The 12,624-nt window shown below is 60.3% G+C and carries 6 protein-coding genes; 5 read left to right on the top strand and 1 reads right to left on the bottom strand.

Annotation, left to right across the window (positions count from 1 at the left end):
- The first annotated feature begins 343 nt into the window (after positions 1-343).
- Entirely contained in the window at positions 344-3,673 is a 3,330-nt protein-coding gene (locus IM295_RS06385) for a diguanylate cyclase (protein ID WP_126300509.1), read from the top strand.
- On the opposite strand, the gene alkA is transcribed toward IM295_RS06385, so the two are convergent.
- On the bottom strand, positions 3,638-4,510 hold the full coding sequence (gene alkA / locus IM295_RS06380) for a DNA-3-methyladenine glycosylase 2 (RefSeq protein WP_193066412.1): 873 nt from the start codon (positions 4,508-4,510) through the stop codon (positions 3,638-3,640). The two genes, IM295_RS06385 and alkA, sit on opposite strands and share 36 nt — an antisense overlap.
- 130 nt (positions 4,511-4,640) lie before the next feature.
- Here alkA and yegD point away from each other — a divergent pair, with 130 nt between their 5' ends.
- The 4 genes from yegD to IM295_RS06360 form a co-directional block, all read left to right on the top strand.
- Positions 4,641-5,993 (top strand): molecular chaperone, encoded by a 1,353-nt coding sequence (gene yegD / locus IM295_RS06375; RefSeq protein ID WP_193066411.1) that lies wholly within the window; start codon positions 4,641-4,643, stop codon positions 5,991-5,993.
- Positions 5,994-6,152: 159 nt separating this feature from the next.
- Positions 6,153-7,355: an MdtA/MuxA family multidrug efflux RND transporter periplasmic adaptor subunit gene (locus IM295_RS06370; protein ID WP_193066410.1), complete on the top strand. Its 1,203-nt coding sequence runs from the start codon at positions 6,153-6,155 to the stop codon at positions 7,353-7,355.
- The gene (locus IM295_RS06365) at positions 7,355-10,477 is read left to right on the top strand and encodes an MdtB/MuxB family multidrug efflux RND transporter permease subunit (RefSeq protein WP_193066409.1); all 3,123 of its coding nucleotides are present in this window, start codon (positions 7,355-7,357) and stop codon (positions 10,475-10,477) included. Before IM295_RS06370 ends, IM295_RS06365 begins: the two co-directional genes overlap by 1 nt.
- Positions 10,478-12,624, top strand: a 2,147-nt coding sequence (locus IM295_RS06360) for an efflux RND transporter permease subunit (RefSeq protein WP_370551800.1), incomplete at its 3' end; no start/stop codon positions are given.

Raw genomic sequence — 12,624 nt, 5'->3', positions numbered from 1 at the left:
AAATTTAGCGACCTGAATAACCTGGATGTTAAGGAAGGACGACGCCGGAGCGTCAAACGCGGCAATTATAGGGATTTCGCGGGCGTGATACCAGTCGAATGCGCAGGTTCTGCGAGACAGGCTTAAAAGTGGCGCATTGCTCCCTGAGAGAAATTTTAATGACCGTTTTTTCAGCGTTTAACAGGAATTTTTTAGCGAGTAACTATTTAATAAGTCTATGATGTCAAATTATGAGCAGTCGCCATATGAATTGTAAATTGTTTGTACTAGCATAAACCAAATTATCAAATTCACTCGTGCGCACTTCTCTCCTGACGGCATGGCGTCTCTGGATAAAGCGGTAATGAATAAACAATACCAGCGGGTTTTGGTTACCACCCCACATCCTTTATTACGACTTGTCTGTCTGGGCCTGGTCACCTTTATCTTTACCTTATTTTCGCTGGAGCTTACCCGCTTCGGTACCCTGCTGGCGCCACTCTGGTTTCCTACCGCCATTATGATGGTGGCGTTTTACCGCCATGCAGGAAAAATGTGGCCCGGGATAGCCCTGGCCTGTTCATTTGGCAATATTCTGGCCTCGTGGATGCTGTTCTCCTGGGCGTCGATAAACCCCACCTACACCGCAATAAACGTTATTGAGGCCATCATCGGTGCCGTGTTACTGCGCAAGCTGCTTCCGTGGTACAACCCGCTGCAAAATTTAAACGACTGGATCCGCCTGGCAATAGGCAGCGCGCTGGTGCCGCCGCTGGTGGGCGGTATTCTGATGACGCTTCTGATCCCCGGCCCTGAGCCGCTGCGTAATTTCATCGTCTGGGTGCTATCTGAATCCATTGGCGCGCTGGCGCTGGTGCCGCTGGGGCTGCTGTTTAAATCCCATTACCTGCTCCGCCACCGTGATCCGAGATTGCTGCTGGAAACCCTGGTTACCATGGCCGTAACGCTGGCCCTCAGCTGGGCATCCATCACCTGGCTGCCGTGGCCCTTTACCTGCGTGATTGTCCTGCTGATGTGGAGCGCCGTGCGCTTGCCGCGGATGGAAGCGTTCATGGTGTTTCTGGTTACCGTGATGGTCGTTTCACTGATGATTGCCCATAACCCTTCGGCGCTGACCACCCAACATGCCGGGCCGATGATGAACGCGCCGTGGCTGCCGTTCCTGATGCTCCTCCTCCCCGCTAACGTGATGACCATGGTGATGTATGCCTTCCGTGCCGAACGCAAACACATCACCGAGAGCGAAGAGCGCTTTCGTAATGCAATGGAGTATTCCGCCATCGGTATGGCGTTAGTCAGCATGGAGGGCCAGTGGCTTCAGGCTAACAAGGCGCTGTGCAATTTCCTCGGTTACAGCCAGACCGAGCTACAGTCGCTCACCTTCCAGCAGCTCACCTGGCCGGAAGATTTGCATACCGACCTGGAACAGCTGGAGCAGCTGGTCAACGGCGAGATCAACACCTACACCCTTGAAAAGCGCTATTACACGCGCAACGGAGAGGTCGTCTGGGCGCTTCTGGCCGTCTCCGTCGTGCGCCATGCCGATGGCTCGCCGCTCTATTTCATCGCCCAGATTGAAGACATTAACGATCTGAAGCAGACCGAGTGGGTCAATAAACGGCTGATGGAACGCATTACGCTGGCCAACGAAGCGGGCGGCATCGGCATCTGGGAGTGGGATCTGGAGCCAGACATCATCAGCTGGGATAAGCGGATGTTTGAGCTGTATGAAATTCCGCCGCACATCAAGCCCACCTGGCAGCTCTGGCACGAAAGAATATTGCCGGAGGATCGCGCCCATGCGGAGCAGGTGCTGCGGGATTCACTGGTTTCTCGTCTGCCGTTTAAGCTTGAATTCCGTATCCGCGTGAAGGAAGGCGTGCGCCATATACGCTCCCTGGCCAACCGGGTGCTGAATAAAGAGGGTGAAGTCGAACGTTTGCTCGGCATCAATATGGACATGACCGAGGTGAAGGAGCTTAACGAAGCGCTGTTTCAGGAAAAAGAGCGCCTGCACATCACGCTCGACTCCATCGGCGAAGCGGTGCTCTGTACCGATATCAACATGAACGTCACCTTTATGAACCCGGTCGCCGAGAAGATGAGCGGCTGGCTGCAGACCGAGGCCATCGGCCAGCCGATCCTGAAGGTGTTACACATCACCTTTGGGGAACGGGGCCCGCTGATGGAGAATATTCACAGCGGCGATATGTCACGCTCCGATATCGACCAGGACGTAGTGCTGAACTGCCGCACCGGCGGATCGTTTGATATTCACTACAGCATTACGCCACTCAGTACCCTTGATGGGCACAGTATTGGCTCGGTGATCGTTATTCAGGACGTCACCGAGTCGCGCAAAATGCTGCGTCAGCTAAGCTACAGCGCGTCGCACGATGCCCTCACCCACCTGGCAAATCGGGTCAGCTTCGAAAACCATCTCAAACGGCTTCTGCAAACCGTTCGCGAGACGCGTCAGCGTCATGCGCTGGTCTTTATCGATCTGGACCGCTTCAAAGCCGTCAATGATAGCGCAGGCCATGCGGCGGGAGATGCCCTGCTGCGGGAACTCTCTTCCATGATGCTAACCATGCTTCGCTCCAGCGACGTGCTGGCGCGCCTGGGCGGCGACGAGTTTGGGCTGCTGCTGCCGGACTGCAATATTGAGAGCGCGCGCTATATCACCGGGCGTTTGATCCATACCATCAATGACTATCACTTTATGTGGGAAGGTCGCCTGCACCGGATTGGCGCCAGCGCAGGGATCACGCTGATTGATGAGCATAATAACCAGGCGTCAGAAGTGATGTCGCAGGCGGATATTGCCTGTTATGCCTCGAAAAACAGCGGCCGCGGCATCGTGACGGTGTACGAACCGCAGCAGGAGCGGGATCGGAGCGCGCGCAGCATGATGTCGCTGGACGAACAATGGCATATGATCAAAGACAATCATCTGATGATGATAGCCCGCAGCGTCGCCTCCCCGCGCATACCGGAAAGCTGTAACTTCTGGCTGATTTCGCTACGCCTGTGGACCAGCCAGGGTGAAGTCCAGGAGGAGCACGCCTTCCGTTCTGGTCTGGCGGAGCCCGAACTGCTGCACGCCCTCGACAGACGTATCTTTGGTGAGTTTTTCCGCACCTCTGCCGCACAGGTCGCCCGTAAAGGGATGGGGGTAGCACTGCCCCTTTCTGCCGCCGGTTTAGCCAGCGTAACGCTGGTCGATGAACTCCTCGACCTGCTCGATAACAGCCCCATGCCGGGCCGTCTGCTGCATCTGGTTATCGCGAGCGACGTGGTGTGTAATCCGGATGAGAACCTGCAGCGAGGGCTGCAAAAGCTTCGCCAGGCGGGCTGCCGGGTGATCTTCAGCCAGATAGGGCGCGACATGAACGTCTTCAGCCACCTGAGCCCGAACATGGCCGATTATCTGATGCTCGACGCCGAGGTGGTGAGCAACGTATATGGTAATCTGATGGATGAGATGATGGTGACCATCGTTCAGGGCCACGCCCAGCGTCTGGGGATGAAAACCATCGCGGGCCCCTGCAACCAGCCCATCATGATGGATACGCTTTCCGGCATCGGCATTGATTTTATCTATGGCGACACCATCGCCGAGCCGCAGCCGCTGGATCTACTGCTCAACACCAGTTATTTCGCCATCAACTGACGGCGTCCAGCCGTCGGTATACCAGATGTGCAGCAGCGCGTAGGAGCGCCACGGCTGCCAGCGCTCGGCGTAACGACGGATCTGCGCGGGGGTCATCCCGGCGAAGCGTTGCTTAATCAGATAATCGTCCGGCAGGAACACATCTTTCGCCTGCCAGCCTCTCAGGGCCAGGTAATTTGCCGTCCAGCGCCCGATGCCCGGCCGCTGCTGTAGCGCCTTCATGCCCGCCTCAACGTCCTCGGGCGGCGTCAGCGGAAACGTCCCGTCAACAACCGACTGCGCCAGATGAATCAGCGCCTCCGCGCGTTTTACCGGCATCCCGAGCGCCTTGAGCGCCAGCGGATCGGCAGCGGCCAGCGCTTGCGGGGAGGGAAAGCAGACATAACCCGGAGCATCCTTCACCGGCTCACCGCACAGGGCGACAACGCGGGAAGCCAGTTTCGCCGCCATCGCCACGCTGACCAACTGCCCGAGAATGGCCCGGACGCCCTGCTCGTACGCATCCATCGCCCCCGGCAGACGCAAGCCGGGGCGGGCAGCGCCGAGATCCCCCAGCGTATCTGCGATGTGCTGTGGGTTACAGGCGAGATCGAACAGGCGCGCGATGCGTTCAAGACACGTCTGCGCAACCGGAACCAACCTCGGGCTGAGCGTCACAATCAGCGTATGGGTAGCGATATCCGGCGTCACGCGAAATATCCCCTGATGGCCGTCGCAGGCAAAGCTGCGCTCGTAGTAGTCGCTCGTGACGGTTTCAATGCCTGTCACCGCACGCGCGCCGAGAAAGCCAAACATCCACTGCCAGTCGTAAGGGGGTTGCCACGTCAGGGTATACATCGCTGCTCCTTTTTTATTTTTATCAGCATAAACGGAAAGACCTTGTTTCGCCTTGCTTTCATATTCCTGTTGTCGCGATGCAGACATTTCGTTAAAGTCTCGCCCCTTCTCACCGGCATGGGGATTAATCGTGTTTATTGGATTTGACTACGGTACGGCAAACTGCTCGGTTGCGATCATGCAAAACGGCCAACCGCAGCTTCTGAAAATGGAAAAAGAGAGCACGCTGCTGCCGTCAATGCTCTGCGCGCCAACGCGCGAAGCGGTGAGCGAGTGGCTGTTCCGCCACCATCAGGTTCCGGCTACCGCGGCGGAAACCCAGGCGTTGCTGCGTCGGGCGGTCAGCTTTAACCGCGAGGAAGACATCGACGTTACCCCTTCCAGCGTGCAGTTTGGCCTTTCCTCGCTCGGGCATTACATTGAAGACCCGGAAGAGGTCTACTTCGTTAAATCGCCAAAGTCCTTCCTCGGCGCGAGCGGCCTGAAGCCGCAGCAGGTGGCGATGTTTGAAGATCTGGTGTGCGCCATGATGCTGCATATCCGCAATCAGGCGCAGTCGCAGGTGCCGGATACTATCACCCAGGCGGTGATTGGCCGCCCGATCAACTTCCAGGGGCTGGGCGGTGACGAAGCCAACCAGCAGGCGCAGGGGATACTTGAGCGTGCGGCGCACCGGGCGGGATTCCACGACGTGGTGTTTCAGTACGAGCCGGTTGCGGCGGGGCTGGATTTTGAAGCCACGCTGACGGAAGAGAAGCGCGTGCTGGTCGTCGACATCGGGGGCGGTACAACGGACTGCTCGCTTCTGCTAATGGGACCGCAGTGGCATCACCGCCGTGACCGCGAAAACAGCCTGCTCGGGCACAGCGGCTGCCGCGTAGGCGGCAACGATCTGGATATCGCCCTGGCCTTTAAGAGCCTGATGCCGCTGCTGGGCATGGGCGGTCAAACGGAAAAAGGCATCGCCCTGCCGATCCTGCCGTGGTGGAACGCGATTGCCATCAACGACGTTCCGGCGCAGAGTGATTTTTACAGCACCGCGAACGGGCGCTTCCTCAACGATCTGGTGCGCGACGCGCAGGATGCCGAGAAGGTCGCCCTGCTCTATAAAGTGTGGCGTCAGCGCCTGAGCTACCGCGTGGTGCGTACTGCGGAGGAGTGCAAAATCGCCCTTTCCGACCGTCCTGAACATGCGGTCTCCTTGCCGTTTATCCGCGACGATCTGGCCACGGCGATTTCACAGGAGGGGCTGGAAACGGCGCTTGCTCAGCCGCTGCAGCGCATCCTGGAGCAGGTCCAGCTGGCGCTGGAGAACGGCAAAGAGAAGCCGGATATGATCTACCTGACCGGCGGTAGCGCCCGTTCGCCGCTGATCAAGAAAGCGCTGGCGGAACAGCTGCCGGGCATTCCGATTGCCGGTGGGGATGACTTTGGCTCCGTTACCGCAGGGCTGGCGCGCTGGGCGCAGGTGATGTTTAGCTAATGCGGTTGTGCCGGGTGGCGGCTTCGCCTTACCCGGCTAAAACGATCGCCACACTCAGACCATTCCTGACAGTCTTCCATATTTCCTCCATTTTTCCGCTGTGTTAGCTGACTAAACTAGTATCATTCCCCGAAGTATTCAGGATGAGAACGTATAACGATGAAAGGCAGTAACAAATCCCGCTGGGCAATCGCCACTGGCATCATTGTGGTGGTCCTTGCCGCCGCCTGGTACTGGCACAGTCAATCTGCGAACTCCGCCGCTCCCGCTGGCGCCAGCAGCCAGGCCCAGCGCCCGGCTGGCGGCGGCCGTCACGGCATGCGCGGCGGCGCGCTGGCACCGGTTCAGGCGGCAACGGCGGTGAGCAAAGCCGTTCCGCGTTATCTGACAGGACTCGGAACCATTACCGCCGCCAACACCGCCACGGTGCGCAGCCGCGTTGACGGTCAGCTCATCGCGATCCACTTCCAGGAAGGTCAGCAGGTCAAAGCGGGCGATCTGCTGGCGGAAATCGACCCGAGCCAGTTTAAAGTCGCCCTCGCTCAGGCGCAGGGGCAGCTCGCGAAAGACAAAGCCACCCTCGCCAACGCCCGTCGCGATCTGGCGCGCTACCAGCAGCTGGTGAAAACCAACCTCGTTTCTCGTCAGGAGCTGGACACCCAGCAGTCGCTGGTCAGCGAAACGCAGGGCACCATCAAAGCCGACGAGGCCGCCGTCGCCAGCGCGCAGCTGCAGCTGGACTGGAGCCGCATCACCGCGCCGATTGACGGACGCGTGGGCCTGAAGCAGGTCGATATCGGTAACCAGATCTCCAGCGGCGACACCACGGGCATCGTGGTGATCACCCAGACCCACCCGATTGATTTAGTCTTTACCCTGCCGGAAAGCGATATCGCAACCGTCATGCAGGCGCAAAAAGCCGGCAAAGGCCTGGTGGTGGAAGCCTGGGACCGCACCAACAAGCAGAAGCTGAGCGAGGGTTCCCTGCTCAGTCTGGACAACCAGATCGATACCACCACCGGCACCATCAAGCTGAAGGCGCGCTTTAACAACCAGGACGATGCCCTCTTCCCGAACCAGTTCGTGAACGCGCGAATGCTGGTCGCTACCGAAGAGAACGCGGTAGTGATCCCTACCGCAGCGCTGCAGATGGGTAACGAAGGAAGCTTTGTCTGGGTGCTGAACAGCGACAATAAAGTGAGCAAGCATCTGGTGAAAACCGGGATTCAGGACAGCCAGACGGTGGTCATCAGCGCCGGGCTCTCCGCCGGCGACCGCGTGGTCACCGACGGCATCGACCGTCTCACCGAAGGCGCGAAAGTTGAGGTGGTTGAACCTGCAAAACAGGGAGCGACCTCCTGATGCAGGTTATGCCCCCGAGCTCTACAGGTGGGCCGTCACGCCTGTTTATCCTCCGCCCTGTCGCCACCACGCTGTTGATGGTGGCGATCCTGCTGGCCGGGATCATTGGCTACCGCTTCCTGCCCGTGTCGGCGCTGCCGGAGGTGGATTATCCAACGATTCAGGTTGTCACTCTCTATCCTGGCGCCAGCCCGGACGTGGTGACGTCCGCCATTACCGCCCCGCTGGAGCGCCAGTTTGGCCAGATGTCCGGATTAAAACAGATGTCCTCCCAGAGTTCCGGCGGGGCATCCGTCGTGACGCTGCAGTTCCAGCTAACGCTGTCGCTGGACGTCGCCGAGCAGGAAGTGCAGGCCGCCATCAACGCCGCCACCAACCTGCTGCCGTCGGACCTGCCTAACCCGCCGGTCTACAGCAAGGTGAACCCGGCGGATCCGCCGATCATGACGCTGGCCGTCACCTCCTCCGCCATGCCGATGACCCAGGTCGAAGACATGGTCGAAACCCGCGTGGCGCAGAAGATTTCTCAGGTCTCCGGCGTCGGCCTCGTCACGCTGGCGGGCGGCCAGCGCCCGGCCGTGCGCGTGAAGCTTAACGCACAGGCGATTGCCGCGCTGGGGCTGACCAGCGAAACCATCCGCACCGCCATCAGCAGTGCCAACGTCAACTCGGCGAAAGGCTCGCTGGACGGCCCGACCCGTGCGGTCACCCTCTCGGCAAACGACCAGATGCAGTCCGCCGACGAATACCGTCAGCTGATTGTGGCCTACCAGAACGGCGCGCCGATCCGCCTGGGCGATGTCGCCACCGTGGAACAAGGCGCGGAAAACAGCTGGCTCGGCGCGTGGGCGAACAAGCAGCAGGCGATCGTGATGAACGTGCAGCGCCAGCCGGGCGCCAACATCATCGAAACCGCCGACAGCATCCGCACCATGCTGCCGCAGCTGATTGAAAGCCTGCCGAAATCGGTCAGCGTAAAAGTCCTTTCCGACCGCACCACCAACATTCGTGCGTCGGTCACTGATACCCAGTTCGAGCTGATGCTGGCGATTGCGCTGGTGGTAATGATCATTTACCTGTTCCTGCGCAACGTTCCGGCAACCATTATCCCCGCCGTCGCCGTGCCGCTCTCGCTGGTCGGGACCTTTGCGGTGATGGTGTTCCTCGACTTTTCGATTAACAACCTGACACTGATGGCGCTGACCATCGCCACCGGGTTCGTGGTGGATGACGCCATAGTCGTTATCGAGAACATCTCGCGCTATATCGAGAAAGGTGAAAAGCCGCTGGCCGCCGCGCTGAAGGGCGCAGGGGAAATCGGCTTTACCATTATCTCGTTGACCTTCTCGCTGATTGCGGTGCTGATCCCGCTACTGTTTATGGGCGACATCGTCGGGCGGCTGTTCCGCGAGTTTGCCGTGACGCTGGCGGTCGCCATTCTGATCTCTGCCGTGGTGTCGCTGACCCTGACGCCGATGATGTGCGCCCGCATGCTGAGCCACGAGTCTCTGCGCAAGCAAAACCGCTTCTCCCGCGCCTCCGAGCGGATGTTCGAGCGAATTATTGCCGCCTACGGTCGCGTGCTGGCGAAAGTGCTGAACCATCCGTGGGCAACGCTTGGCGTGGCGCTGGGGACGCTGGCGCTCAGCGTAATGCTGTGGATTTTTATTCCGAAAGGTTTCTTCCCCATCCAGGATAACGGCATTATTCAGGGCACGCTTCAGGCTCCGCAGTCGGTCTCCTTCGCGAACATGGCGCAGCGCCAGCAGCAGGTGTCTGAAATCATCATGAAAGACCCGGCGGTGGAGAGCCTGACGTCCTACGTGGGGGTGGATGGCACCAATCCGTCGCTCAACAGCGCGCGTCTGCAGGTCAACCTCAAGCCGCTGGATGAGCGCGACGACCGCGTGAACGCCGTCATCGAGCGCCTGCAAAGCGCCGTGGCCCGCGTGCCGGGCGTTGAGCTTTACCTGCAGCCGATTCAGGATTTGACCATTGATACCCAGGTCAGCCGCACACAGTATCAGTTCACGCTCCAGGCTACGTCGCTTGACGCCCTCAGCACCTGGGTGCCGCAGCTGGTTGAAAAACTTAACACCCTGCCGCAGCTCGCCGACGTCAGCAGCGACTGGCAGGACAAGGGGCTGGCGGCCTACGTCAACGTTAACCGCGACACCGCCAGCCGTCTGGGCATCACCATGTCGGACGTGGACAACGCCCTGTATAATGCCTTCGGTCAGCGCCTGATCTCCACCATCTACACCCAGGCGAACCAGTACCGCGTGGTGCTGGAACACAACACCGAGCACACCCCCGGCCTGGCCGCGCTGGACTCGGTGCGCTTGATCAGCAAAGACGGCGGCATTGTGCCGCTGAGCGCCATCGCCACGGTGGAGGAGCGCTATACCCCGCTGTCGATTAACCACCTGGACCAGTTCCCGTCCACCACCATTTCCTTCAACGTGCCGGACGGTTACTCGCTGGGCGAGGCGGTGGAAGCCATCCAGGCTGCTGAAAAAGCGCTCAGCTTCCCGTCCGACATTCAGACCCAGTTCCAGGGCAGCACGCTGGCGTTCCAGGCCGCGCTGGGCAACACCGTCTGGCTGATCGTCGCGGCGGTCGTGGCGATGTACATCGTGCTTGGCGTGCTGTACGAAAGCTTTATCCACCCGATCACCATCCTCTCTACCCTGCCAACGGCGGGCGTGGGGGCGCTGCTGGCATTGATGCTGGCGGGCAGCGAGCTGGACGTTATTGCCATCATCGGCATCATCCTGCTTATCGGGATCGTGAAGAAAAACGCCATCATGATGATCGACTTTGCGCTGGCCGCCGAGCGCGAGCAGGGCATGTCGCCGCTCGATGCCATCTTCCAGGCCTGCCTGCTGCGTTTCCGCCCGATCCTGATGACCACGCTGGCCGCCCTGCTGGGGGCGCTGCCGCTGATGCTCAGCACCGGCGTCGGCGCGGAGCTGCGCCGCCCGCTGGGTATCGGTATGGTCGGGGGCCTGCTGGTGAGTCAGGTGCTGACGCTCTTCACCACGCCGGTGATCTATCTGCTGTTTGACCGCCTGGCGCTGTGGACCAAAAGCCGTTTCCCGAAACGTGAAGAGGAGGCGTAAGTGAAGTTTTTCGCCCTCTTCATTTACCGTCCGGTGGCGACGATTTTACTCTCCGTCGCCATTACCCTGTGCGGCGTGCTGGGCTTCCGGCTGCTGCCAGTAGCCCCCCTGCCGCAGGTGGATTTCCCGGTGATCATGGTCAGCGCCTCGCTGCCGGGTGCGTCACCGGAGACCATGGCCTCGTCCGTTGCCACGCCGCTGGAGCGTTCTCTTGGGCGGATTGCGGGGGTCAACGAGATGACCTCCAGCAGCTCGCTGGGCAGCACACGCATCATTCTGGAATTCAGCTTCGACCGGGATATTAACGGTGCCGCCCGTGACGTGCAGGCGGCCATCAACGCCGCGCAAAGCCTTCTGCCGAGCGGGATGCCGAGCCGTCCGACCTACCGCAAGGCCAATCCGTCCGACGCGCCAATCATGATCCTGACGCTGACCTCTGACACCTATTCTCAGGGGCAGCTCTACGACTTTGCGTCGACCCAGCTGGCGCAGACGATCTCACAAATCAACGGCGTGGGTGACGTGAGCGTTGGCGGCAGTTCTCTGCCCGCCGTGCGCGTGGGCCTGAACCCGCAGGCGCTGTTCAACCAGGGCGTGTCGCTGGACGACGTGCGCTCCGCCATCAGCAGCGCCAACGTGCGTAAACCGCAGGGGGCGATTGAGGACGGCAGCCACCGCTGGCAGATCCAGACCAACGACGAGCTAGAAACCGCCGCGGAATACCAGCCGCTGATTATTCACTACAACAACGGCGCGGCGGTACGCCTGAGCGACGTCGCCAGCGTCACCGACTCGGTGCAGGACGTGCGCAACGCCGGGATGACCAACGCTAAACCGGCGATCCTGCTGATGATCCGCAAGCTGCCGGAGGCGAACATTATTGAGACGGTGAACAGCATTCGCGCCCGCCTCCCGGAGCTGCAGGAGACCATCCCGGCAGCAATCGATCTGCAGATTGCCCAGGATCGCTCCCCGACCATCCGCGCCTCGCTTGAAGAGGTGGAGCAAACGCTGATTATCTCCGTCGCGCTGGTGATCCTGGTGGTGTTCCTGTTCCTGCGCTCCGGCCGCGCGACGCTGATCCCGGCGGTGGCCGTGCCGGTGTCGCTGATTGGGACCTTTGCCGCCATGTACCTGTGCGGCTTTAGCCTTAACAACCTGTCGCTGATGGCGCTGACGATTGCGACGGGCTTCGTGGTGGATGACGCCATCGTGGTGCTGGAGAACATTTCCCGCCACCTTGAAGCGGGTGTGAAACCGCTGCAGGCCGCGCTGCAGGGCACACGCGAGGTGGGCTTTACGGTACTTTCCATGAGCCTGTCGCTGGTGGCGGTCTTCCTGCCGCTGCTGCTGATGGGCGGGCTGCCGGGCAGGCTGCTGCGGGAGTTTGCCGTCACGCTCTCGGTCGCCATCGGGATTTCGCTGGTGATTTCCCTGACGCTGACGCCGATGATGTGCGGCTGGATGCTCAAGCGCAGCAAGCCTCACTCGCAGCCGCGTCGCAAAGGCTTTGGTCGTTTTCTGATGGCGATGCAGGAAGGCTACGGCAAATCGCTGAAGTGGGTGCTGAACCACACGCGGCTGGTCGGCCTGGTGCTGATTGCCACCATTGGGCTCAACGTCTGGATGTACATCACCATCCCGAAAACCTTCTTCCCGGAGCAGGACACCGGCGTGCTGATGGGCGGCATCCAGGCGGACCAGAGCATTTCATTCCAGGCGATGCGCGGCAAGCTGCAGGACTTTATGAAGATCATTCGTGAGGATCCGGCTGTAGACAACGTCACTGGCTTTACCGGCGGCTCGCGCGTTAACAGCGGGATGATGTTCATTACCCTTAAGCCGCGCGGCGAGCGCAACGAAACGGCGCAGCAGGTGATTGACCGCCTGCGTGTGAAGCTCGCCAAAGAGCCGGGCGCAAACCTGTTTTTGATGGCCGTTCAGGATATCCGCGTCGGCGGGCGGCAGGCGAACGCCAGCTATCAGTACACGTTGCTCTCAGATGATTTAGCCGCCCTGCGCGAGTGGGAGCCGAAGATCCGTAAGGCGCTGGCCGCCCTGCCGGAGCTGGCGGACGTGAACTCCGATCAGCAGGACAACGGCGCGGAGATGGCGCTCACCTACGACCGCGAAACCATGTCGCGGCT

The organism is Enterobacter cloacae complex sp. P14RS (assembly GCF_014895895.1).
Taxonomy (GTDB): domain Bacteria; phylum Pseudomonadota; class Gammaproteobacteria; order Enterobacterales; family Enterobacteriaceae; genus Enterobacter; species Enterobacter bugandensis.
Note: the sequence above shows the minus strand (reverse complement) of the source record. Positions and strands in the feature narration are given on the sequence as shown.

Coding starts and splice junctions, on each gene's coding strand:
- IM295_RS06365 (WP_193066409.1), top strand. CDS start 7,355: ATGCAGGTTATGCCCCCGAGCTCTACAGGTGGGCCGTCACGCCTGTTT.
- IM295_RS06370 (WP_193066410.1), top strand. CDS start 6,153: ATGAAAGGCAGTAACAAATCCCGCTGGGCAATCGCCACTGGCATCATT.
- IM295_RS06385 (WP_126300509.1), top strand. CDS start 344: ATGAATAAACAATACCAGCGGGTTTTGGTTACCACCCCACATCCTTTA.
- alkA (WP_193066412.1), bottom strand. CDS start 4,510: ATGTATACCCTGACGTGGCAACCCCCTTACGACTGGCAGTGGATGTTT.